Source organism: Methylorubrum pseudosasae (assembly GCF_029504475.1).
GTDB lineage: Bacteria > Pseudomonadota > Alphaproteobacteria > Rhizobiales > Beijerinckiaceae > Methylobacterium > Methylobacterium extorquens.
The window spans coordinates 2,953,910-2,976,807 of sequence record NZ_JAQGDU010000002.1 but is presented as its reverse complement, the minus strand read 5'-3'; the positions used below and the strand labels follow the sequence as shown (position 1 = coordinate 2,976,807).

General features: G+C 69.4%; 17 protein-coding genes and 1 pseudogene. 13 read left to right on the top strand and 5 right to left on the bottom strand.

From position 1 onward, the window contains the following. Window positions 1-29: 29 nt before the first annotated feature. Window positions 30-3,180: pseudogene (locus tag M2437_RS14910) on the bottom strand (Rne/Rng family ribonuclease). Between the two features lie 686 nt (window positions 3,181-3,866). On the opposite strand from M2437_RS14910, the gene M2437_RS14905 reads away from it, so the two are divergent. From M2437_RS14905 to M2437_RS14850, 12 genes are all read left to right on the top strand, one after another. Further along, window positions 3,867-4,052 carry a hypothetical protein gene (locus tag M2437_RS14905; RefSeq protein ID WP_003607569.1) on the top strand — a complete coding sequence of 62 codons (186 nt, stop codon included), beginning with the start codon at window positions 3,867-3,869 and terminating at the stop codon, window positions 4,050-4,052. A gap of 191 nt (window positions 4,053-4,243) precedes the next feature. Beyond that, window positions 4,244-5,563 carry an N-acetylmuramoyl-L-alanine amidase gene (locus M2437_RS14900; RefSeq protein ID WP_253387893.1) on the top strand — a complete coding sequence of 440 codons (1,320 nt, stop codon included), beginning with the start codon at window positions 4,244-4,246 and terminating at the stop codon, window positions 5,561-5,563. A gap of 327 nt (window positions 5,564-5,890) precedes the next feature. Further along, a complete protein-coding gene (locus M2437_RS14895; protein ID WP_003603464.1) occupies window positions 5,891-8,308 on the top strand; it encodes a penicillin-binding protein 1A in 2,418 nt (805 codons plus the stop codon). A gap of 292 nt (window positions 8,309-8,600) precedes the next feature. Then, window positions 8,601-9,713 (top strand): dimethylsulfone monooxygenase SfnG, encoded by a 1,113-nt coding sequence (gene sfnG / locus M2437_RS14890; RefSeq protein ID WP_253387892.1) that lies wholly within the window; start codon window positions 8,601-8,603, stop codon window positions 9,711-9,713. A gap of 185 nt (window positions 9,714-9,898) precedes the next feature. Then, the gene (locus M2437_RS14885; protein ID WP_253387891.1) at window positions 9,899-11,158 is read left to right on the top strand and encodes an SfnB family sulfur acquisition oxidoreductase; all 1,260 of its coding nucleotides are present in this window, start codon (window positions 9,899-9,901) and stop codon (window positions 11,156-11,158) included. Window positions 11,159-11,316: 158 nt separating this feature from the next. Continuing rightward, the gene (paoA, locus tag M2437_RS14880) at window positions 11,317-11,967 is read left to right on the top strand and encodes an aldehyde dehydrogenase iron-sulfur subunit PaoA (protein ID WP_253387890.1); all 651 of its coding nucleotides are present in this window, start codon (window positions 11,317-11,319) and stop codon (window positions 11,965-11,967) included. A 13-nt stretch (window positions 11,968-11,980) separates the two neighbouring features. Then, window positions 11,981-12,955 carry an FAD binding domain-containing protein gene (locus tag M2437_RS14875; RefSeq protein WP_253387889.1) on the top strand — a complete coding sequence of 325 codons (975 nt, stop codon included), beginning with the start codon at window positions 11,981-11,983 and terminating at the stop codon, window positions 12,953-12,955. A gap of 11 nt (window positions 12,956-12,966) precedes the next feature. Next, window positions 12,967-15,204 (top strand): xanthine dehydrogenase family protein molybdopterin-binding subunit, encoded by a 2,238-nt coding sequence (locus tag M2437_RS14870; protein ID WP_253387888.1) that lies wholly within the window; start codon window positions 12,967-12,969, stop codon window positions 15,202-15,204. A gap of 103 nt (window positions 15,205-15,307) precedes the next feature. After that, the gene (locus M2437_RS14865) at window positions 15,308-16,120 is read left to right on the top strand and encodes an IS5 family transposase (RefSeq protein ID WP_060768287.1); all 813 of its coding nucleotides are present in this window, start codon (window positions 15,308-15,310) and stop codon (window positions 16,118-16,120) included. 130 nt (window positions 16,121-16,250) lie between these two features. Beyond that, the gene (locus M2437_RS14860) at window positions 16,251-16,505 is read left to right on the top strand and encodes a hypothetical protein (RefSeq protein ID WP_076642614.1); all 255 of its coding nucleotides are present in this window, start codon (window positions 16,251-16,253) and stop codon (window positions 16,503-16,505) included. Between the two features lie 109 nt (window positions 16,506-16,614). Then, a complete protein-coding gene (locus M2437_RS14855; protein ID WP_253387887.1) occupies window positions 16,615-17,955 on the top strand; it encodes an NCS2 family permease in 1,341 nt (446 codons plus the stop codon). Between the two features lie 143 nt (window positions 17,956-18,098). Then, a complete protein-coding gene (locus tag M2437_RS14850; RefSeq protein WP_253387886.1) occupies window positions 18,099-18,284 on the top strand; it encodes a hypothetical protein in 186 nt (61 codons plus the stop codon). Here M2437_RS14850 and M2437_RS14845 read toward each other — a convergent pair. Continuing rightward, the gene (locus M2437_RS14845) at window positions 18,273-19,304 is read right to left on the bottom strand and encodes an LLM class flavin-dependent oxidoreductase (protein WP_253387885.1); all 1,032 of its coding nucleotides are present in this window, start codon (window positions 19,302-19,304) and stop codon (window positions 18,273-18,275) included. The genes M2437_RS14850 and M2437_RS14845 overlap by 12 nt on opposite strands. A 593-nt stretch (window positions 19,305-19,897) precedes the next feature. On the opposite strand from M2437_RS14845, the gene M2437_RS14840 reads away from it, so the two are divergent. Continuing rightward, entirely contained in the window at window positions 19,898-20,122 is a 225-nt protein-coding gene (locus M2437_RS14840) for a DUF6894 family protein (RefSeq protein WP_003607107.1), read from the top strand. A gap of 465 nt (window positions 20,123-20,587) precedes the next feature. On the opposite strand, the gene M2437_RS14835 is transcribed toward M2437_RS14840, so the two are convergent. The 3 genes from M2437_RS14835 to M2437_RS14825 all read right to left on the bottom strand — a co-directional run bounded on the left by M2437_RS14835 (window position 20,588) and on the right by M2437_RS14825 (window position 22,869). Beyond that, window positions 20,588-20,794, bottom strand: coding sequence for a hypothetical protein (locus M2437_RS14835; protein WP_003601423.1), 207 nt, complete (start codon window positions 20,792-20,794; stop codon window positions 20,588-20,590). A gap of 69 nt (window positions 20,795-20,863) precedes the next feature. Further along, a complete protein-coding gene (gene arsH / locus M2437_RS14830) occupies window positions 20,864-21,547 on the bottom strand; it encodes an arsenical resistance protein ArsH (protein WP_253387884.1) in 684 nt (227 codons plus the stop codon). Window positions 21,548-21,699: 152 nt separating this feature from the next. Beyond that, window positions 21,700-22,869 carry a dimethylmenaquinone methyltransferase gene (locus M2437_RS14825; protein WP_253387883.1) on the bottom strand — a complete coding sequence of 390 codons (1,170 nt, stop codon included), beginning with the start codon at window positions 22,867-22,869 and terminating at the stop codon, window positions 21,700-21,702. Window positions 22,870-22,898 lie beyond the last annotated feature (29 nt).

Here is a 22,898-nt window from a genome sequence, read left to right as displayed (position 1 = left end):
GCGCGGGATCCGCGATCCCGCGCCGCGCCTCACTCCCCCGACAGCGCCGCCTTGGTGCGCGACCACCAGCCGGCCCGCTTGGGACGGTTCGGGTCCGGCGGGGTCAGCACCACCGCGACGGGCTCCGGCGCGGGCTCGGCGTTGGCCGGGCTGGGCGCTGCCGCTTCGGTCGCGGCCTCGGCGAAGGACTCGACCTGGATCGGCTCGAGCTCCGGCGCGGGGACGACCGGCGGCGGCTCGGCCGCGGCGCCGTTCTCGGCGGCGAGCGAGACGGTGCTCACATCGGCATCGTTGAACGGCTCCTCGGGGCCCACCGGCAGGGTATCGGAGGCGGTCTCCTCGGGATGCGCCTCGGAATCCTCCGCGGCCCGCACCGTGCCTGCCTCGTCCGCATCGGAATCCTGCTCGGAATCCGAACGGCCGTTGCGCTCGGTCCGGCCGCGGCCGCGACCGCCCCGGCGTCCGCGGCGACGGCGGCGTCCGTTGGCGTCCTCGCCGTTGGCGTCGGCGTCCGATGCGGTCTCGTCCGGCTCGGACGCGGCACCGAGAGCCGCCTCGACGGCCTCCGGCTCGGAATCGGGCGCATCGTCGCCGTCCTCCGTGCCGTCCTCGGCCCCGTCCTCGCTGTCGGTCCCGTCCTCGTCCCGCGCGCGGGCCTCGCCCTCACCGGAGGTGCGACCACCGCGACGGCGACGGCGACGGCGGCGACGGCCACCGCCCTCCTCGGACGCATCGGCGGCGGGGCGCTCCTCGGACGCGCCCTCGGCCTCTGCTTCGACCTCGGTCTCGACCTCTTCGGTCTCCTGGCTCTCGACCGCCTCGTCCTCGAACTCCTCGGCCTCGTAGACCGGCGAGATCGCCACGGCGCGCACGCCCGTCACCGGGCCCTCGTGCTTCACCGCCGGCTCACCGCGTTCGAGCTGGAAGGCGGAGGTCGCCACGAGCCGATCGTCGGCGGAAATGGTGATCGTGACCGAGAAGCGCTGCTCGAGATCGAAGAGATGCGCCCGCTTCTGGTTGAGGATGTAGAGCGCCGTCTCGGTGCGGGTGCGCAGCACGACGTTGTGGCTCGCCGACTTGAGCAGCACCTCCTCGATCGAGCGCAGGATGTGCAGCGCCACCGAGGAGGTCGCCCGCACGAAGCCCGAGCCGCCGCAATGGGCGCAGGGGATCGAGGAGGATTCGAGCACGCCGGTGCGGATGCGCTGGCGGCTCATCTCAAGCAGGCCGAAGGGCGAGATCCGCCCGACCTGGATGCGCGCCCGGTCATTCTTGAGCGCCTCGTTCAGGCGCTTCTCCACCGCCCGGTTTGTTGCGCTTCTCCTCCATGTCGATGAAGTCGATCACGACGAGGCCGGCGAGATCGCGCAGGCGCACCTGCCGGGCGACCTCTTCGGCCGCCTCAAGGTTCGTCTTGAGCGCGGTGTCCTCGATGTCGTGCTCGCGGGTCGCGCGGCCGGAGTTCACGTCGATCGAGACCAGCGCCTCGGTCGGGTTGATGACGAGGTAGCCGCCGGAGCGCAGGGCGACGTGGGTCGAGAACATCGCGTCGAGCTGCTGCTCGACGCCGTAGCGGGCGAAGATCGGCGTCGGATCGCGGTAGGGCTTCACGACCTTGGACTGGCCGGGCATCAGCATCCGCATGAAGTCCTTGGCCTCGCGGTAGGCGTCCTCGCCGGAGACCAGAACCTCGTCGAGATCCTTGTTGTAGAGGTCGCGGATCGCCCGCTTGATCAACGAGCCCTCCTCGTAGACGAGCGCCGGGGCGGTCGAGGACAGCGTCAGCTCGCGCACGCTCTCCCAAAGGCGCATCAGGTACTCGAAGTCGCGCTTGATCTCAGGCTTGGTGCGCGAGGCGCCGGCCGTGCGCAGGATGATCCCCATCCCATCCGGCACGTCGAGGTCGGCGACCACTTCCTTGAGGCGCTTGCGGTCGGCGGCCGAGGTGATCTTGCGCGAGATGCCGCCGCCCCGTCCGGTGTTCGGCATCAGCACCGAGTAGCGGCCGGCCAGCGACAGGTAGGTGGTGAGCGCCGCGCCCTTGGTGCCGCGCTCTTCCTTGACGACCTGGACGAGGATGATCTGGCGGCGCTTGATCACCTCCTGGATCTTGTAGTGGCGGCGATAGGCGCGCGGACGCTCGGGGAGCTCGGCGAGCGCATCGCCCGAGCCGCCGACCTGCGCGACGCGCGGCTCGCCGTCCTCGGACTCCTCGTCGTCGTCCTCGTCGTCCGAATCGTCGTCTTCGGAATCGTCGTCCTCATCCTCGTCGTCGGACTCGTCATCCTCCGAGTCCTCGTCGTCCGAATCGTCGGTCTCGGCGTCCTCGTCGGAATCCGCATCGGCTTCCTCGATCTCGGCCTGGGAGACGGGCGCGCTGGCGGCGACGGGCTGCGGCTCGACCGTCTCTGCCTCGGCGGAATCGGCCTCGGCGGGAGCAGCCTCGGACGATTCCGCGGCCTCGACGGGCGGGTTCGGCGCCTCGGAGATCGCGGCGATGTCGGAGGGCTCGACCGCGGCGGCTTCGTCAGCCGGCGCCTCACCGGCGGGGGTGCCGGGCTCCAGCGCCGCCTCGGGCAGGCTCGCGGAAGCATCGCCGCCGGCCTCGACCGGTGCGGACGCCGCGTCGCCCTCGCTCCGCTCGTCGTTCCGTTCTTCGCTCCGCCCTTCGACGAGAGCGGAGCGCACCGCCTCGATCGCCTCCGGCGCGGGCGCGTCGGCGGCCTGGCCCTCACCGGGGATCGCAGCGTCCTCGGAGCCTGCGTCGGACGCTGCCTCTTGCGACTTCACCGTGTCGTCGGGGCGCGAACCGCGGGCCTCGGCCCGGCGCCCGCGCGAGCGGCGGCCCCGCGGCGGACGGCGCTCCTCGCGCTCGCGGTGCTCCTCTTCCTCGCGCGCCTCGGCCTCGATCAGGGCGAGGCGGTCGGCCATCGGGATCTGGTAGTAGTCGGGGTGGATCTCGTTGAAGGCGAGGAAGCCGTGGCGGTTGCCGCCGTACTCGACGAAGGCCGCCTGGAGCGAGGGCTCCACGCGGGTGACCTTGGCGAGATAGATGTTGCCCCTCAGAGGCCGGCGGTTGGCTGCCTCGAAATCAAATTCCTCGACCCGCGAGCCTTGGACTGTGACGACCCGGGTCTCCTCCGGATGCATCGCATCGATGAGCATCTTGTTGTTGGCCATGACGTGCTTTCGACATGGCGGCCGACGTCGTTCTCCTCACGCTCGCGCCGCTTGGTCCCGGCGGCGCCGCCCCCGGCCTGCGGGCCGGAAGGAGATGGGCGCGTGCCGGCCTCGTCGCCGAGGTCGCGGTGGATGCGGGGAGGGGATTGCCGTCAACCGCCTTGACGCGCCGGGCATCGGCGCGGTGGGGGTTGAACAGGGCCGGGGCGACGGAAGGGGCGAGGCGACGCGAAAACCGCGCGCCTTCGGCACGAGCAGCGGCAACCGATGCTGTGCGTCCTCCCATCCTGATCCGGCCTCGCGAAGATGGTGGGCCGGCAAGCGGCCCGTACAGATTTCATGGGCACGACCGACCCGGAATGATCGGGAGGCCGCGAATGCCGTGACACCCGCCCGGATGCCGGGAGGCGCCGACTGACGCTGCTGATTCGAGCGAGGTGGGCGCCGACATGCCCCGGGCGCGCCCGGGGGCCGCCGAAGCGCCAACCCGGGAATGGGGTCGATATCATTACAGAGTGTCGCGGGAGAATTGCAAGGGTTCCGTATGACGGCTCCCGGCACTTCGTCAGGCAAGCGCGCCATCGTCCGCACGTTCCCGTGAACCGGAGGCCGCCCCGCGGGCTTGAACCCGGCGAACCCGTTGGAATGGCAGAAATCCCGTCGGGATAGCAGGGGAGGGCTTCGCGGTGTCGCTTCCGGATCAATCGCTCGCCGCGGTGGCGAAGGAGGGGCGTGAGGCCCGCTACCGGGGCGACCCGGCCACCGCCAACCCGCACCCGGAGGGCTCGGACGCCCACGCCGTCTGGCAGCGGGCCTGGGAGATGCCCGACGGCGAGGCGGCCGAGCGAGAAGCTCCCGACAGCCGCGCCTGACCTGCCGGCCAAGGACATCCCATCCACCGCCCTCATCCTGAAGGGGGAAGGCGGGACAAGAGATGGGACGCCGCAGGCGGTGTCGCTCTCACACAACAGCGGTGACGGGATCGGCGGGGGCGAAGTGAGGAACGGTTAACCATCTCGGCCGTATCTCGTATCGGAGGCTTCCCCGGACCCTTGGCCGCCCGATGCCGCACAGCACCCGCCTGCCCCGCACCGGACTTGTCCGCCCCATCGCCATCCTCGCGCTCGCGGGCGGCTTGGTGCTGGCCGCCGGCCCCGTGCCGGCTCAAGACGGCCCCGGCAACCCGCAGCCCGGCGGCGCGGCGGTGGCGATCGCCGCCGAGACCGCGACCCGGGACGGAACGACCCGGCTCACCCTCACCCTGTCGAAGGCGATCGAGGCCCGCGCCTTCGTGATGGAGCGGCCGGACCGGGCGGTGATCGATCTGCCCGAGGTCAACTTCCAGCTCGATCAGGAGCCGGCCAAGATGAGCGGCCGCAAGCGCGACGGCGCCATCGCCTCGTTCCGCTACGGCTTGTTCGCCCCGGGCCGCTCGCGCATCGTGGTCGATCTCACCGGGCCCGCCGTGGTCGAGGCGATCGAGACGGTCAAGACCCGCGAAGGCGCGGTGCTCGTTTCGATTCCCTTCCGCAAGGTCGATCGCGACACCTTCCGCAAGGCGGCGGTGGCGGGCGATCCGAGCCCGGCCGCCGCGGGCAAGGCCGCGCCCGTGCGCGAGACCGCCGACACGCGCCCGCTCATCGTCATCGATGCCGGCCACGGCGGCACCGATCCCGGCGCCATCGCAGCCACCGGGGTGTTCGAGAAGGACATCGTGTTCGGCTTCGCCCAATCCTTTGCCGAGCGCCTGGAAGCCTCCGGCCGCTACCGCCTGCTGATGACCCGCGACCGCGACGTGTTCGTGCCGCTGGCCGAGCGGGTGCGCATCGCCCGCGACGCCAAGGCCGACCTGTTCGTCTCGATCCACGCCGATTCGATCTCGGCCGCGCCCCAGGTGAAGGGCGCCACGATCTATACCGGCTCGGAGCGGGCGACCGATGGCGAATCCGCCCGGCTCGCCGAGCGCGAGAACCGGGCCGACGCCGCCGCCGGCACCGAATCCGGCGAGGCCCCGGCGGAGATCGCGGACATCCTCCAGGAACTGACCCTGCGCGAAACCCGCGGCTTCTCCTCGGGCTTTGCCGGCCGGCTGATGGGCCAGCTCTCCCCGGTGATGGAGATGAGCACGAAGCCCCACCGCGAGGCCGGCTTCAGGGTTTTGCGCTCGCCCGACGTGCCCTCCGTGCTGATCGAACTCGGCTACCTGTCGAGCAAGAGCGACCTCGAAAAGCTGCAATCGGAAGAATGGCGCATGCGGGTGACGGGTTCGATGGCCAAGGCCGTGGACCTGTTCTTCTCCGGCCGGGCCACCCTCTCGCGTCCGGTGGCGATCGGAGCGCGCTCCGCCGAGAACGGAAAAAGCGCGATCGCGTTCCGCCCCTGAGGAGCCGGACACGGCTCCACGGCGCGAAGAGCGCCGCGCGGAGCGTGCCTCGGCCTTTGCCGAGGCGTCGAGCGGAGCGAAAGCCTGAGCCCGCGGAGGCGGGCGCCGGCGACTAAGGCCGACGAAAGCTTAAGGGGAGCGCTTTCGAGCGGTCCCCTTGCATCGCCCCAGTTTCACCATAGAGCCGGTGTCGATACGGGGCTCGACGAGCCCCCCGTCCGCCTGACAAGAGGCGCGGCCGCGCGGGGGCCTCACCAGAGCCCGCGGCAGGCCCTCGCGCTTGGCCTTCATCGGCGCGCAGCGGACGAGCGACGGAACGGACCCCGGATGCGTTTCATCCTGCGATTCTTCGCCTTCCTGTTCTCGGCCGGTGCGGTGGTGTTCTGCCTCGCCGCCGCGGTCGGCGCGTTCTTCTACTGGAAGTACAGCCAGGACCTGCCGGACCACGCCGCGCTCGCCAATTACGAGCCGCCGGTGATGACCCGCGTCCACGCGGCGGACGGCTCGCTTCTGGCCGAATACGCCCACGAGCGCCGCCTCTACCTGCCGATCCAGGCGATGCCGAAGATCGTCGTCGCCGCCTTCCTCTCGGCCGAGGACAAGAACTTCTACAAGCACGGCGGCATCGACCCCGAGGGCATCGTCCGCGCGATCCTCACCAACGCCCAGTCCGGCAAGAAGCAGGGCGCCTCGACCATCACCCAGCAGGTGGCCAAGAACTTCCTGCTCTCGGCCGAGCAGACCTATGACCGCAAGATCAAGGAAGCGCTGATCGCGCTGCGGATCGAGTCGGCCTATTCGAAGGACAAGATCCTCGAACTCTACCTCAACGAGATTTTCCTCGGCACCATCGTCCCCGGCCGCAACCTGCACGGCGTCGCGGCGGCGGCCCTGGATTACTTCGGCAAGTCAGTCCACGAGCTGACGATCAACGAGGCGGCCTATCTCGCCGCCTTGCCGAAGGGGCCGAACAACTACCACCCCTACCGGCGCACGCAGCAGGCGCTGGCGCGGCGCAACGAGATCATCGGCCTGATGGCCCAGAACGGCTACATCACCGCCGAGGAGGGCACCGAGGCCAAGAAGCAGCCGCTCGGCGTCAACCCGCGCGTCGCCTTCCCGAACGCGGCCAACGCCAACTACTTCACCGAGGAGGTCCGCCGCGAAATCTCCGAGCGCTACGGCCAGAGCAAGCTCTACGAGGGCGGCCTCTCGGTGCGCGCCACCCTCGACCCGAAGATGCAGGCCTGGGCGCGCAAGGCGTTCATCGACGGCCTCGTGCGCTACGATCAGGGCCGCGGCTGGCGCGGCGCCGAGCATAAGGTCGATCTCACCGGCCGCGACTGGGGCCTGGCGGTGGCCGAGATGCCCGCGCTCGGCGACATCGCCCCCTGGCGGCTCGCCGTGGTGCTGAACACCAATGGCGGCGTGGCGCAGATCGGGCTCCAGCCCAAGCGCGAGGCCGGCGGCTCCCTCTCGAAGGAGCGCGAGACCGGCGCGATCACTGCCGAGGGCGTGAAGTGGACCGGCCGCGCCGTCGCCGCCGCGGTGAAGCCCGGCGACGTGGTCTATGTCGAGGCGATCGATCCGGCCAAGGGCACCTACCGCCTGCGCCAGAAGCCCGAGGTGTCGGGCGCCATCGTCGCGATGGACCCCTATACGGGGCGCGTCCACGCCATGGTCGGCGGCTTCTCGTATGAGGAATCCGAGTTCAACCGCGCGACGCAGGCGATGCGCCAGCCCGGCTCCTCGTTCAAGCCGATCGTCTACTCGGCGGCGCTCGACAACGGCTACACCCCGTCCTCGGTGGTGCAGGATGCGCCGATCACCATCGAGGCCGGCCCCGGCCAGGAGGCGTGGTCGCCCTCGAACTATGACGGCAAGTCCGGCGGTCCGCACACTCTGCGCTACGGCATCGAGCACTCGAAGAACCTGATGACGGTGCGGCTGGCCAAGGATATCGGCATGCCGCTGATCGCCGAGTATTCCCGCCGCTTCGGCGTCTACGACGACCTGCTGCCCGTGCTGCCGATGTCGCTCGGCGCCGGCGAGACCACGGTGATGCGCATGGTCACCGCCTACTCGATGCTCGCCAACGGGGGCCGCCGCATCCGCCCGACGCTGATCGACCGCATCCAGGACCGGACCGGCGAGACGATCTACCGCCACGACAACCGCAAATGCGTCGGCTGCGACGCGGAGAAGTGGTCGGGCCAGGACGAGCCCAAGCTCGTGGACCAGTCCGAGCAGGTGCTCGACCCGCTCACCGCCTACCAGATGGTCTCGATCATGGAGGGCGTGGTCCAGCGCGGCACCGCGACCCTGCTCAAGCAGATCGGCAAGCCGCTCGCGGGCAAGACCGGCACGACGAACGACGCCAAGGATGCGTGGTTCGTGGGCTTCTCCCCCGATCTCGCGGTCGGCGTCTATCTCGGCTTCGACAAGCCGCGTTCGCTCGGCGACCGGGCGACCGGTGGCGGGCTCGCCGCCCCCATCGTCCTCGACTTCCTGAAGGTGGCGCTCAAGGACAAGCCGCCGACCCCGTTCCGCGTCCCGGCGGGGATCAAGCTGATCCGCGTCAACGCCTCCTCCGGCACCCGCGCCGGCTCGGGCGAGGGCGGCGGCACCATCCTGGAGGCGTTCAAGCCCGGCACCGCCCCGCCGGACTCCTACGTCGCCCCGTCCGCCCCCGCCGCGGTGCCGCCCGATGCGGGCGCCGCCGCCCAGGCCGGCGGCGTCTACTGAAGACCCGCCGCCACGATCCGCGACCGACCGAGAGCCGCCCCGACCGGGGCGGCTCTTTTCGTTTCAGAGTGGCCTCGATGGCCGATCGTATTCAACGAAAACGTTCTTCGCCCGGATGCCGTACGACGAAGAACGAGCTTTCGCGGTGAGCTGAAAAAACGCTCGATCATTCCTTTGACGACAGGTTGTTCCGAGACGATGATTGGACTCAACGCGATGATGACTCAGATAAAACCATCATCATCTCGAAATGTTTCAGAACAACGCTTCTCAGAGCGAGCGCCGCGCCACCATGTCCGTTCCGAACCCGTCCTCCGCGTCCGAGCCGATCCGCTTCGCCTACTGGGTGCCCAATGTCTCGGGCGGCCTCGTCATCAGCAAGATCGCGCAGCGCACGAGCTGGGACGCGGACTATAACCGCAAGCTCGCGCAGATCGCGGAGGCGGCGGGCTTTGACTACGCCCTGACTCAGATCCGCTTCACCGCCGGCTACGGCGCCGAGTACCAGCACGAATCGGTCGCCTTCAGCCACGCACTGGCCGCCGCCACGACCCGGCTGACGGTGATCGCCGCGATCCTGCCCGGCCCCTGGAACCCGACGCTCGCGGCCAAGCAGATCGCCACGATCTCCCAGCTCACGGAAGGACGGATCGCGGTCAACATCGTCTCGGGCTGGTTCTCGGGCGAGTTCCGGGCGATCGGCGAGCCCTGGCTCGACCACGACGAGCGCTACCGTCGCTCGGAGGAGTTCATCCGGTCCTTGCGCGGGATCTGGACGCAGGACGCCTTCAGCTTCCGCGGCGATTTCTACCGCTACACGAACTACACCTTGAAGCCGAAGCCGGGGCCGAACCTGCCGGAGATCTTCCAGGGCGGCTCCTCGCGCGCCGCCCGCGACATGGCCGCCCGCGTCTCCGATTGGTATTTCACCAACGGCAACACCCCGGAGGGTGTGCGGGCGCAGGTCGAGGATCTGCGCACCAAGGCGCAGGCGAACGGCCATTCCGTGAAGGTCGGCGTCAACGCCTTCGTCATCGCCCGCGAGACGGAGGAGGAGGCCCGCGCCGTCCTTCAGGAGATCATCGAGAATGCCGATCCGGACGCGGTGAAGGCCTTCGGCCACGAGGTGAAGAACGCCGGCGCGGCCTCGCCCGAGGGCGAGGGCAACTGGGCGAAATCGACCTTCGAGGATCTCGTCCAGTACAACGACGGCTTCAAGACCAACCTGATCGGCACGCCCGACCAGATCGCCGAGCGCATCCTCGCCCTCAAGGATGCCGGCGTGGATCTCGCCCTGCTCGCCTTCCTGCACTTCCAGGAGGAGGTGCAGTATTTCGGCGAGCACGTGATCCCGCGGGTCCGCGCGCTGGAAGCCGCCCGCGAGCGCCGGGCCGAGGCGGCCTGACCCTTACGCTCGTACCACCCCCATCCTCATCCTGAGGTGCTGCGCAGCAGCCTCGAAGGATCCTCCAGATCCCGCGCGATCCCTGGAGGATCCTTCGAGGGCGCCGCTTCGCGCCGCCACCTCAGGATGAGGGGGGAGGGTGGGATCGATCCCTTCCGATCCCCTCTCGCTTCGGAGACCGCTCCATGACCATCGCCGTCAATCCCACCACGGCCGAGGCCGGCAGCCGGCCGCAGGGCGTGCCGGGGCCCGCGCGCCCCGCGACCCCGGCCCATGTCATCCGCGACGACGCCGAGGCGATCCGCATCGCCCACGAACTGGCGAAAGAATTCCGCGAGGGCGCCTCGGAGCGCGACCGCACCAACGCGCGCCCGCTCGCCGAGCTCGACGCCTTCTCACAAAGCGGCCTGTGGTCGATCAACGTGCCGCGGGCCTATGGCGGGCCGGAGGTCTCCTACAAGACGCTGGCGCAGGTGATCGCGATCATCGCCGCCGCCGACCCGTCCATCGCGCAGATCGCACAGAACCATCTCGGCATCGTCGCGGCAATCCGCACCGTCTCGGACCCCGAGCAGCAGGCGCTTCTCTTCGGGCAAGTCCTGAAGGGCACCCGTTTCGGCAACGCGTTCTCGGAGCGCGGCACCAAGCGCGCCGCCGAGTTCGAGACCCGCTTCACCGATCACGGCGACCACGTCATCGTGCGCGGCCAGAAGTTCTATTCTTCGGGCGCGCTCCTCGCCCATCTCGTGCCGATCGTCGCCCTCGATGCGGAGGGCCGCGCCTGGTACGCCATCGCCGAGCGCGATGCGCCGGGGCTCACCGTGATCGACGACTGGTCGGCCTTCGGCCAGCGGGGCACGGCGAGCGGCACCGTCATCATCGAGGATGTGCGGGTGGAAAAGAGCCACCTCGTGCCGGGCTACCGCGCCTACGAGGCGCCGCGGGCGGATGGCGCCATCTTCCAGATCATCCAGGCCGCCGTCGATGCCGGGATCGGCCGCGAGGCGCTCGACGACACGATCGCCTTCGTGCGCGAGAAGGCACGCCCCTGGATCGACAGCGGCGGGGAGCGGGCCTCCGACGACCCCTACACCATCCGCACCATCGGCGACTTGACGATCCGCCAGCACGCGGCGGAAGCCCTGCTCGACCGGGCGGGACTGGCCATCGACGCCGCGCTGGCAAACCCGACGGCCGAGAGCGTGGCCGCGGCCCAGATCGCGGTCGCCGAGGCCAAGGTGCTGACCACCGAGACCGCGCTCGCCGCCGCCAACACCCTGTTCGAACTCTCCGGCACCCGCTCGACCCTGGCCGAGCACAACCTCGACCGCCACTGGCGCAACGCCCGCACCCACACGCTTCACGATCCCGTGCGGTGGAAATACGCGATCATCGGCAACCACGCCCTCAACGGGGTGAACCCGCCGCTCCACGCCTGGAGCTGAGGCTTCCGCTCCGCCGAGCACACCGCAAAGCTGCGCCATAGGGGCGCGGCGCCCGGCCGGATCAACTTGGGCCCTGTCGCGTTCGCCTGTCAGATTTCGATCCATTCCAGACTGGCCGCCACCCGCGGCCGGTCCGGATGCGCGGGACGGCAGGCCTGATGAGCGACCATTCGACGAGAGACCGGCGCTTCGATCCATCGCGCCGCACGGTGATGGGCAGCTGCGCCGCCCTGGCGACGCTCGGCGCCTCCCTGCGCGGCCGGGCGGAGGCCGCCCCGGCGGCGGTCGATCCGCAGCCGCAGACCATGCCGGTCTCGCTCGAGATCAACGGGCGGCGGCACGACCTCACCCTCGACACCCGCACCACCCTGCTCGACGCCTTGCGCGAGCATCTCGACCTCAACGGCTCGAAGAAGGGCTGTGATCACGGCCAGTGCGGCGCCTGCACGGTGCTGGTGAACGGCCGGCGCATCAATTCCTGCCTCAGCCTCGCGGTGATGCACGAGGGCGATTCCGTCACCACCATCGAGGGGCTGGCGGACGGGGACAATCTCCACCCGCTCCAGGCCGCCTTCCTGCACCATGACGGCTACCAGTGCGGCTACTGCACGCCGGGCCAGATCTGCTCGGCCGCCGGCATGTTCTCGGAGATCGAGGCAGGCTGGCCGAGCCACGTCACCGACGACCTCACCCAGAAAGCCTCGCTCACGGACGAAGAGATCCGCGAGCGGATGAGCGGCAACATCTGCCGCTGCTCGGCCTATCCCAACATCGTCGCGGCGATCCGCGACGCCAGCACCAAGATCTGAGGAGGCGAACCCCATGAAGGCTTTCGCCTATGAGCGCCCCGCCACGGTTCAGGACGCGGCGCGCCTTGCCGCCGAGCGGCCCGGCGCCCGCTTCATTGCCGGCGGCACCAACCTGCTCGACCTGATGAAGCTTCAGATCGAGACGCCTGCCACCCTGATCGACGTCAACCGCCTGCCGCTGGCCGAGGTCACCGACACGGAGGACGGCGGCCTGCGCATCGGTGCGCTGGTGCGCAATTCCGATCTCGCCGCGCATCCGCGGGTGCGGAAGGATTACGCGGTGCTGGGCAAAGCCCTGCTCGCGGGCGCCTCGGGCCAGTTGCGCAACAAGGCGACCACCGCCGGCAATCTGCTGCAGCGGACGCGCTGCTACTACTTCTACGACACGACCAAACCCTGCAACAAACGCGAGCCGGGCTCGGGCTGCGCGGCCATCGGCGGGTTCAACCGGATCATGGCGGTGCTGGGGGCGAGCGATTCCTGCATCGCCACCAACCCGTCCGACATGAACGTGGCGATGCGCGTCCTCGACGCCACGGTCGAGACGATCGATCCGCAGGGCGGGCGGCGCAGCATCGCCCTGGCGGACTTCCACCGCCTGCCCGGCGACACGCCGCAGATCGAGACCGACTTGAAGGCCGGCGAGCTCATCACCGCCGTGACGCTCCCCAAACCCATTGAGGGCGTACACCTCTACCGCAAGGTCCGCGACCGGGCGTCCTATGCCTTCGCCACGGTCTCGGTTGCCGCGATCATCGCCAAGGGCGAGGGCGACAAGCCGAAGCTGGCCAAGCTCGCCTTCGGTGGGCTGGCCCACAAGCCCTGGCGGGTCGAGGCGGCGGAGGCCGCTTTGGTCGAGACCGGCTCGGCCGATGCCGCCGCGGACCGGGTGCTGGACGGCGCCCGCGGCCAGGGCACCAACGACTTCAAGATCCCGCTCACCCGCCGGACGCTGCGCGCCACCGTCGCCGAAGCCCTGCGAGCCTGAGGAAATCCGCCATGGACATGAACCAGCCGATCGGCGCGACGCCCCTCGACGGCAAGCCGGACGGGCTCGTCGGCCGCCCCATCGACCGCATCGACGGGCGCCTCAAGGTGACGGGCCGCGCGCCCTACGCCTACGAGACCCGCGACCTCAAGAACCCGGCCTACGGCTTCCTCGTCGAGGCCGGCATCGCCAAGGGGCGCATCCGCAGCCTCGACGTCTCCGCGGCCAAGCGCGCGCCGGGCGTGCTCCTCGTGATGACCCACGAGAACGTGCCGGAGCAGGGCGAGAAGAAGGAGCAGGTCTACCCGCAATTGCAGGGCACCGAGATCCGCTTCCACGGTCAGCCCATCGCCTTCGTCGTCGCGCAGAGCTTCGAGCAGGCCCGCGCGGCGGCCGCCCTCGTGCGGGCCGAGTACGATGTACAGACGCCCGAGGCCTCGCTGAAGGCGGCCCGGCCCACGGCTGTCGAGCCGAAGCCGGCGCAGACGCCGCCCGATTCCAAGATCGGCGATTTCGACGGCGCCTTCGCCAGCGCCCCGGTGAAGCTCGACGTGGAATACACCACGCCGGCGCAGATCCACGCGCAGATGGAGCCGCACGCCACCATCGCCTCCTGGGAGGCGGGGCCGGACGGCGAGCGGGTGACGCTCTACACCGCCAACCAGATGCTCAACCGCGGCCAGACCTCGCTCGCCTCGGTCCTGAAGCTCAAGCCCGAGAACGTGCGGCTCGTCTCGCACTATATCGGCGGCGGCTTCGGCTCGAAGCTGCAGCCGCAGCCCGAGGCGATCCTGTCCGCGCTGGCCTCGAAGAGCCTCAAGCGCCCGGTGAAGGTCGCGCTGACCCGCCAGCAGGAATTCCACGTCGCGACCCACCGCACCGACACGATCCAGCGCATTCGGCTCGGCGCCGACGAGAACGGCCGGCTCACCGCGATCGCCCACGAGTCGTGGTCGGCCACCGCGCCGGGCGACGTCTTCTACGAGACCTCCGCCGTCGTCACCCGCTCGCTCTACGCGGCGCAGAACCGCCTGACCCGGCACCGGCTCGCCAACCTCAACGTGCCCATCGCCTCCGCCATGCGGGCACCGGGCGAGGCAGTGGGCCAGCTCGCTTTCGAATGCGCCATGGACGAGCTGGCGGAGCAGCTGAAGATCGACCCGATCGAGCTGCGCATCCGCAACGAGCCGGAGCAGGACCCGGAGAAGAAGGTGCCCTTCTCCACCCGCCAACTCGTCGCCTGCATGCGCGAGGGCGCCCAGCGCTTCGGCTGGGACAAGCGCGGTGCGACCGGCGCGACGCGGGACGGGCAGTGGCTCGTCGGCATGGGCATGGCGGCGGCCTCCCGCCTCAACCCGCTGATGCCTTCGCAGGCCGGCGTGCGCCTCAACCCCGACGGCACGCTGACCGTGCGGATGGCGATGACCGATATCGGCACCGGCACCTACACCATCCTGGCCCAGATCGCGGGCGAGATGATGGGCCTGCCGATCGAGCGCATCCACGTCGAGATCGGCGACACCGCCTACCCGAAGGCGGCCGGCTCCGGCGGTTCGTTCGGCGCGGGCTCGGCCGGCTCGGCGCTGTACGTCGCCTGCGACAACCTCCGGCAATCGCTGCTGCAATCCGCCGGCATGACGCCCGAGGGTGCCGTGTTCTCGGAAGGGCGCGTGACTTCCGGCAACCGCTCGGAGGCGCTGACCGATCTGGCCGGGGCGCAGGGTGTCGAGGCCAAGGGCGAGATCAAGCCCGGCGCGATGAAGGAGAAGTACTCGCAGCACTCCTTCGGGGCGCATTTCGCGGAAGTCGGCGTCGATGCCGACACCGGCGAGATCCGCCTGCGGCGGATGCTCGGCGTGTTCACCGGCGGGCGCATTCTCAACCAGAAGACCGCCCGCTCGCAGGCACTCGGCGGGATGATCTTCGGCATCGGCGCCGCGCTGATGGAAGCGGCCGAGACCGACACCCGCTACGGCTACTTCGTGAACCACGATCTCGCCGAATACCACGTGCCGGCCCATGCCGACGTGCCGGCCATCGATGCGATGTTCCTGCCCGAACTCGACGACAAGGCGAACCCGCTGAAGAGCAAGGGGCTCGGCGAGGTCAGCATCTGCGGCGCCGGGGCGGCGCTCGCCAATGCGGTCTACAACGCCACCGGCCTGCGCATCCGCGACTACCCGCTGACGCTCGACAAGGTGCTCGACGGCTGGAACGAGCGGGAGGGCGCGGCCCAGCGCCGGACCTGATCTTTTGGCTTACTGAGAGCCCGTCCGATAACGTCCGGCAGGGGTTGAGTGGCCGGAATGGCGGTGATTCCAGAAGGGTGCTGAAGCCTCATCTGGACGTGCCATGTGGACCCCGACCACTCGCCGGCAGCATAACCGTGCGCGCCTTCGATACGAAACCGACCTGACGGATACGGAATGGGCGGTGATCGCGCCCATGATGCCAGAGCCCGCCTCGCGTGGTCGTCCGCCTGTCTGGACGATGCGGGAGGTCCTGAACGCGATCTTCTACGTGCTGCGCGGCGGCATCGCATGGCGGTTGATCCCAAAGGATCTCCCTCCGCGCAGCACGACGTTCGGCTACTTCAGCCGCTGGCGGGACGAGGGATTGTTCGGGCGGATCAACCACGCCCTGGTCATGGCCGACCGGGAGCGGGCCGGTCGCGAGGCCTCGCCGACGGCGGCCGTGCTCGACAGCCAGAGCGTGAAGACCACCGAGAGCGGCGGCCCGCGCGGCTACGACGCTGGAAAGAAGGTCAAGGGCCGCAAGCGTCAGGCCCTGGTCGACACGGACGGGCGCGCCCTCGTGCTCGATCCGCAGACCGCCGACATTCAGGATCGCGATGGGGCTGGACCGGTGCTGCGCCTGTCGCGGCGGACCTTCCCGTTCATCGTCAGAGCTTTCGCCGATGCAGGCTATGCCGGCGACAGACCCGCGACCGCCACCGTCATCACCATCGACATCGTGCGCAAACCGAAGGATCAGGTCGGCTTCGCCGTGCATCCACGCCGATGGGTGGTGGAACGCTTCTTCGGATGGATCAGCCGCAACCGACGCCTCTGGAAGGACCCGGAAGCGACCCTCGCCTCGGCCCAGGCCTTCCTCTACGCCGCCGCCGTCATGATCCTCGTCCGAAGGCTCGGGCGAGCATCATGACTTATCGGACGGACTCTGAGACACAGGCGGCACCCAGATTGCAGATCGTGATCCGGGTGCCCACCTCGAACGGAAACGTCCCATCGACCCATCCTCCAGGCCGATTCGGGTTAGAACGAAGTCCTCACCCATGACCCGTTTTCCGATCCTCAGCGCGCTCGTCCTCGGCGGCCTCACCCTTGCCGGCACCGCGACGGCGCAGGCCTTCCCGAACGACGAGGCATCGGTGCGGTACCGGCAGCTGATCCAGCAGCTTCCACCCTCCGAGCGTCCGCGCCCGCACGATCCGCGCTGGACCACGAACGGGCTCAGCCCCAGCGTCGGCCGCTTCGGCCTGCCCCTCTCCGGCCCGGCCGCCCGCGGCGGGATGACGGCCATTCGCTGAGCGCTCAGACAGACACGGGCGCGCTGACGCGCGGCCGGTGACTGGATTGCGTCGCCGACCCTTGCGATGACGGTGCCGAACCGCTCATCCGGGAAGGGGCTGTGAGGCGATGGACACCAAGCAGGACACGGTCGCCGCGCCGCCGAACCTGTTGGAGCGCCTGTTCAAGCTCCGCGCGCACGGCACAACGGTCCGCACCGAACTGCTTGCGGGGCTGACCACCTTCCTCACCATGGCCTACATCGTCTTCGTCAATCCGAGCATCCTCGCCGATGCCGGCATGCCGAAGGGCTCGGTCTTCGTCGCGACCTGCCTCATCGCCGCGCTCGGCTCAGCCGTGATGGCGTTCGTCGCCAACTGGCCGGTCGCGCTGGCGCCGGGGATGGGGCTCAACGCCTACTTCGCCTACGTCGTCGTGCAGGGCATGGGCTATACTTGGCAGGCGGCGCTCGGGGCGGTGTTCATCTCCGGCCTCTGCTTCCTCGCCGTGACGCTGACGGGCCTGCGCGGGATCATCGTCGCGGGCATCCCGCGCTCCATGCGCATCGCACTCACCGTCGGCATCGGCCTGTTCCTGGCGATCATTGCGCTCAAGAACGCGGGCGTGGTGGCCGCCAACCCCGCCACCTTCGTAACGCTGGGCGACCTGCGCCAGCCCGGCACGGTGCTCGCCGTGCTCGGCTTCCTGATGGTGGCGGTGCTCTCGGCGCGGCGGATCAAGGCGGCGCTGCTCCTCACCATCCTGACGGTGACGGGCCTGAGCTTCGTCTTTGCCGGCAACGCCTTCCAGGGCATCGTCTCGGCGCCGCCCTCGCTGAGCCCGACGCTGTTCGCCCTCGACATCCCCGGCGCGCTGACCGGGGGACTCGTCAACGTCATCCTCGTGCTGTTCCTGGTCGAGCTGTTCGATGCCACCGGCACGCTGATGGCGGTGGCCAACCGCGCGGGTCTCCTGCCGGAGACAGGCCGCTCGGCCGCGCTCGACCGGGCGCTGATGGCCGATTCCGCGGCGATCTTCGCCGGCTCGCTGCTCGGCACGTCGAGCACCACCGCCTATCTCGAGAGCGCCGCCGGGGTGGAGGAGGGTGGGCGCACCGGGCTCACCGCCGCGACGGTGGCCGTGCTGTTCCTGGCCTGCCTGTTCTTCGCGCCGCTCGCCGGCTCGGTGCCCGCCTACGCCACGGCGCCGGCCCTGTTCTACGTCGCCTGCCTGATGCTGCGCGACCTCACCGCGCTCGATTGGGACGACCTCACCGAGGTGATCCCGGCCTGCGTCACCGCGCTGCTGATGCCCTTCACCTATTCCATCGCCAACGGCGTCGCCTTCGGCTTCATCACCTACGCTGTCCTCAAAGGCCTGACCGGGCGCGCCCGCGAGGTGAAGCCGGTGGTGTGGGTGATCGCGGCCGTGTTCCTGTTCAAATTCGTCGAGAGCGGCGGCGCGCACTGATCTTTGCGCGCGCCGGACGGCGTTTCTCAAGAGCAGGACGGTATCCGCGCGGCCGGCGGCACGATCCGTCCACCATCCGTCAATGAATCCCCGCCACGATCGGCCCCATCCACGCCCGCCGGGCCCGGCCCTGGATACCGGCCATGATCAAGCACACCGGCATCGCGATCCTTCTGAGCCTCAGCGGTTTCGCCCTGGGCAGCGTCATCGCGCGGGTGACGGAACAGGCAGGCGCGGCCGGGACGACGGCGACGCCGCCGGCCCTGCGCCACATCTCGCAGCTTCCGCCGCCGCCCGCCGGGAAGCCCGCAGCCCGCTCAGGCCGCTGAGCGCGCGGGCAGGGCTTGCGCCGCCAGAGCGCCATGCGCCTCGGCGAGGATCGCGTAGGAGGCGAGCCGCGCCTCGTGGTCGTAGAGGGCCGAGGCCACCATCACCTCGTCGGCGCCGGTCTCGGCCACCAGCGCCTCCAGCCCGGCGCGGACGGTCTCGCGCGAGCCCACCAGCGCACGCGCCAGCATTCGCGAGGCCTGCGCCTTCTCCGCCGGGCGCCAATACGCCTCGATATCGTCGATCGGCGGGGGCAGGAGGCCGCGGGTGCCGCGCACCAGCCGGGTGAATTGCTGCTGCACCGTGGTGAACAGGCGTTGCGCCTCCGCATCGGTCTCCGCCGCGACGACGTTGACGCCGACCATGGCGTAGGGCCGCTGCAACTGCTCGGACGGCTGGAAGCGGGCGCGGTAGGCCGCGAGCGCCGGCAGCAGCGCATCGGGCGCGAAATGCGAGGCAAAGGCGTAGGGCAGGCCGAGCATGCCGGCGAGTTCCGCCCCGAACAGGCTCGAGCCGAGGATCCACAGCGGCACCTTGAGGCCGGTGCCGGGCACTGCCTGAACCGACTGCCCCTCCCGCACCGGGCCGAACAGGGCCTGCAATTCGAGCACATCCTGGGGAAAACGCTCCGCCGACTCGTAGTCGCGGCGCAGCGCCCGCAGCGTCAGCCCGTCCGTGCCCGGCGCCCGGCCGAGCCCGAGATCGATCCGGCCCGGATACAGCGATTCCAGCGTGCCGAACTGCTCGGCGATCACCAGCGGCGCGTGGTTGGGCAGCATGATCCCGCCCGCGCCGACCCGGATGCGATCCGTGCCCGCCGCCACATGGCCGATCACCACCGCCGTGGCGGCGCTGGCGATGCCGACCATGTTGTGGTGCTCGGCGAGCCAGAAGCGGCGGTAGCCGAGCTCCTCCGCGTGCCGGGCGAGGCTGACGCTGTTGGCGAGCGCCTGCCGGGGCGTGGCGCCCTCCGGGATGAAGGCGAGATCGAGGACGGAGAGGGGAGGCAGAGAGGAGGACATCAGCAAGCCGCGCACCTTCGCTTCACGCCCGTGCGGGCGGAAAAAACTGTTTCCCCTCGAAGCGGACAGATCGTGTGCAGGACGCCCCGGCGCAAGGAACGGGACCGCGCAAGGCCGCCGCCGGAGGCTGGCGAGAGGGCGGACCGAGAGGGCGGATAAGGGAAAGAAAGGGGCTTGCGCGCGGCCCGCGAACCGTCCTAGCCTCTCTTCATCGGCGCTGCGGCGCCGCCCTGAGACAAGGAGGTTGGCCATGAAACTTCACGGCATCAACGGCTCCCCCACGCGCACCGCCGACGCGGATCAGGACACGCCACCCAACCAAGATCGGCAGGGATAGTGGCTCCCTAAACGCTGCGACAGGTCGAGTTCCCCCGCCAGTCCGAGGGCGAGGCGGCAGCTCCCATCGCGCGAGAGAGCGTGGCCCCTGCAAAAACCCGTCGGCGAAAGCCGGCGGGTTTTTTTGTGCCTGAACGGAACGCCTGCCCAATCGGCTGGCAGGCAAGCGAAATTTCCACCACATCGCGTTGTCATCCGCATCACGGCTCAAGGCTTGCACGAGTACGCTCCGAACGCTGCTCGGAGACCGGCACCGGATGCCTCTCTTTCATTTCGAGCTATGCCGGAACGGCCAGACGGTCGGCCGGACGGAGACGCGCGACTGCCCGGATTGCGGCATGGCCTTCCGCGCCGCCCGCGACATGATCCGCACGTTGCGCGAGGGCGAGACCCTGCCCGACGGCGCCCGCGAGCACACCCTGCGGGTCAGCTACGTCGATCACTCGACGCTGTTCGACCTGCCGTTCAACCTCGGGATCTGAGCCTATTCGACCGGACGATCAGACATCACCATCGTTTTCACGAGAGGCCACCGACCTCGATCCGATCCAAGCCGCTTGTATCCAAGCGCCCGAGGATGAGGGCGAGGAGGGGGGTGAGGATCAAGACCCAATCAGCTTGACCGTTCGAAGGACGGCTTGCGACCCCAGTCGGACCTTCGAGCAGCCACATCCCAATGTCTGGAGCGGATGGAAATCGGAACCTATGAGTTGAGTTTCGGGCGAGACTTTCGCGCCTTCCAAGTGCCTGATTGGCAACGCCTACCGCGAGCCATCCGGAAATCTTGAATTATGAAGTTTCGCCTAGCTGCGCCGCGCCGCTGGTGCATCAGCTTTGTCGGTCAGATGTGAGTGCTGCGTGCGCGTTGGGACGAGTTTTGACCAATGGCACGCGCAAAAAAGGCCGGGCCGTCGGCCCGGCCTGATTGGGGCACGACGTGGCGCAGCTCAGGTACGCTTGCTCATGTTGCCGCCGCTCATACCCTCGCAGCAGCAACCACCCTTCTTGCCCTTCTGGGCGTGGTTCATCGCCATGCTGCCTTTCCCGCACATCATCGCGCCCTTGCCCTTGCTGCCACCGCAGCAGCTCATGGCGAGAGCAGGGGCAGCGCTTAGCAGTAGCAAGGCTGTCGCGCTCGCAATCAGGTTCTTCATGGCTTGGTGTCCTCCGCAGGATGCAGCTTGATTGTGATCCTTCCCATAGGGGGAAGGTCAAGCGCTTGCCTACCGCTTCACAAAACCAATGTCGGCCGCCACCGCCTTCAGGCTCTCCGGCTCCTGCTCTTTCCGCTCGCTGTAGCGATCCGCTCGGTAGTCCGTTCGCTCGCGGGTCAGCAGCGTGAACTTTATCAGCTCCTCGCAGACATCCACCGCCCGGTCATAGAGCGGCCTCGGCCTCTTGCGGCCGGCTTCGTCGAACTCCTTGTAGGCCATCGTCACCGAAGACTGATTCGGGTCGATGATCATCCGCATCCAGCGCCCGAGCATGCGCAGGCTGTTCACGGCGTTGAAGCTCTGCGAGCCGCCGGACACCTGCATCACGGTGAGGGTGCGCCCTTGCGTCGGGCGCACGCTGCCCTCGCTAAGCGGCAGCCAGTCAATTTGGCTCTTCATCACGCCAGTCAGGTTGCCGTGCCGTTCGGGGCTGACCCGCACCTGCCCCTCGGACCAAATCGAGAGGGCGCGCAGCTCCTGCACCTTCGGGTGGTCGGCAGTTGTGTCGTCGGGCAAGGATAGCCCGTGGGCGTCGCAGATGCGCACCTCTCCGCCCATGGCTTCCAAGAGCCGCGCCGCCTCGTAGGCCAGGAAGCGGCTGAACGACCGCTCCCGCAGCGAGCCGTAGAGGATCAGAAACCGTGGCGCGTGCACGAACTGCTGCGACAGGCCCAAGTGAGCGCTGCTCGGCACCCGCTAGTTATATCTCCATGCTTCGTCCGCTTCGGTTCCTGATCCGGACTTTTCCCCTCACATCCAACCAATTCCTGCTTTCCACCCTCAGCATCCTGTCATGCAGTCAGGCTGATGGGGTTCGACCCCTCGGATCCGGAGAGGTTAAGCGATCACCCCTTCCAGTTCTTGAGCGCGGCGAACGGGCTGCCGGACAGGTCCGGGGGCGGGGGGTTGAGCACCGGCTCGACCTGGGCGACCGCGTCCTCGCGGGAATGCGCGCTGCCCTGGGGCAGCTTGCCGCCGGCCGCGTCGCGGTGGCCGCCGCCGCGGAAGGCGCGGGCGCCGTCGAGCGCCGTGCCGTCGATGGAGCGGAACGAGAGCGTGCCCGCCCGCTGCACGTTGACGACCCGCTTGGCCCGGCCCGCCTCCATCACCTGATCGGAGACCCGCTGGAAGGTGCCGGAATCGAGGCCGAAGGAGAGCAGCGTGCCGTCCGACAGGCGGTGGAACAGCACGTCCGAGCGGGCGAGCGCCCGGGCGAGGCGCTGGCGCGCGGTCAAGGTCGGATCGTCGCCGGCCTCACCGGCAAGGAGGCCATCGACGAGGCGGGCGCGCAATTCGCCCGAGCGGCGCTCCAGCTCCGCCGGGGTGGAGCCCGCCCGCAGCAGGCCGGCCGCCGCCATCAGCAGATCGGAGACGAAGCGGTCGTGCCAGGGGTGGCTCGCCGGCACCAGGGTCGAGACGCTGTCCCAGAACATCTCGTCGAGGGCGAGGCCGCCGGCAAAAGCGGGCTCGCCCTTCTTCCACAGGTCGAGCGCCTCGACCGACTCGATCAGCGCCGCGAGGTCGGCCGCCGCCGTCTCTCCGGGCACCTTCGCCTCGGGCGCGTAGAGGGCGCGCTGGTCGTAGGCCATCCGCGTGGCGCAATGCGCCTCGTCGATGAGCACGAACACCTCCGCGTCGCCGAGATCCGCCCGCAGCAGCCCGGCGCGCTCCGGATCGGGCGCGGTCTCCAGGTTCTGGCGCTTGAGCTGATCGATCGAGGAGGCGTGGTGGTCGAGCACGACGAGGCGGTGATGCGTGCCCTCCGCCCGGCCGCGGTTCATCGCGGCGAAGCGGCGCAGGAAGGCGATGGTCGGCTCCTCCAGCCCGAGATCGGTCATCAGCAGCGTCTCGGCGGCCGTCGCGCCGCGCAGGCGCTTCAGCTCGTCCTCCACCACCGGGCCGACATCGGAATAGCGGGCGACATGCACCACGCGCGCCACGTCCGCGAAGGCGGCGGCCACCGTCGAGGCGCCGTAGCCGTCGAGGTCGTGGTGGGTGATCTGCGTGACAATCATCGGCAGAATCATCGTCTCAAGGCTGGACA

Excerpts from the sequence above, each read along its gene's own strand:
- M2437_RS14900 (WP_253387893.1), top strand. The coding sequence starts at position 4,244 with ATGCCGCACAGCACCCGCCTGCCCCGCACCGGACTTGTCCGCCCCATC.
- M2437_RS14850 (WP_253387886.1), top strand. The coding sequence starts at position 18,099 with ATGATCAAGCACACCGGCATCGCGATCCTTCTGAGCCTCAGCGGTTTC.
- M2437_RS14885 (WP_253387891.1), top strand. The coding sequence starts at position 9,899 with ATGACCATCGCCGTCAATCCCACCACGGCCGAGGCCGGCAGCCGGCCG.
- M2437_RS14845 (WP_253387885.1), bottom strand. The coding sequence starts at position 19,304 with ATGTCCTCCTCTCTGCCTCCCCTCTCCGTCCTCGATCTCGCCTTCATC.
- M2437_RS14875 (WP_253387889.1), top strand. The coding sequence starts at position 11,981 with ATGAAGGCTTTCGCCTATGAGCGCCCCGCCACGGTTCAGGACGCGGCG.
- M2437_RS14825 (WP_253387883.1), bottom strand. The coding sequence starts at position 22,869 with ATGATTGTCACGCAGATCACCCACCACGACCTCGACGGCTACGGCGCC.
- sfnG (WP_253387892.1), top strand. The coding sequence starts at position 8,601 with ATGTCCGTTCCGAACCCGTCCTCCGCGTCCGAGCCGATCCGCTTCGCC.
- M2437_RS14835 (WP_003601423.1), bottom strand. The coding sequence starts at position 20,794 with ATGAAGAACCTGATTGCGAGCGCGACAGCCTTGCTACTGCTAAGCGCT.
- M2437_RS14870 (WP_253387888.1), top strand. The coding sequence starts at position 12,967 with ATGGACATGAACCAGCCGATCGGCGCGACGCCCCTCGACGGCAAGCCG.
- M2437_RS14855 (WP_253387887.1), top strand. The coding sequence starts at position 16,615 with ATGGACACCAAGCAGGACACGGTCGCCGCGCCGCCGAACCTGTTGGAG.
- M2437_RS14860 (WP_076642614.1), top strand. The coding sequence starts at position 16,251 with ATGACCCGTTTTCCGATCCTCAGCGCGCTCGTCCTCGGCGGCCTCACC.
- M2437_RS14865 (WP_060768287.1), top strand. The coding sequence starts at position 15,308 with ATGTGGACCCCGACCACTCGCCGGCAGCATAACCGTGCGCGCCTTCGA.
- M2437_RS14840 (WP_003607107.1), top strand. The coding sequence starts at position 19,898 with ATGCCTCTCTTTCATTTCGAGCTATGCCGGAACGGCCAGACGGTCGGC.
- paoA (WP_253387890.1), top strand. The coding sequence starts at position 11,317 with ATGAGCGACCATTCGACGAGAGACCGGCGCTTCGATCCATCGCGCCGC.
- M2437_RS14895 (WP_003603464.1), top strand. The coding sequence starts at position 5,891 with ATGCGTTTCATCCTGCGATTCTTCGCCTTCCTGTTCTCGGCCGGTGCG.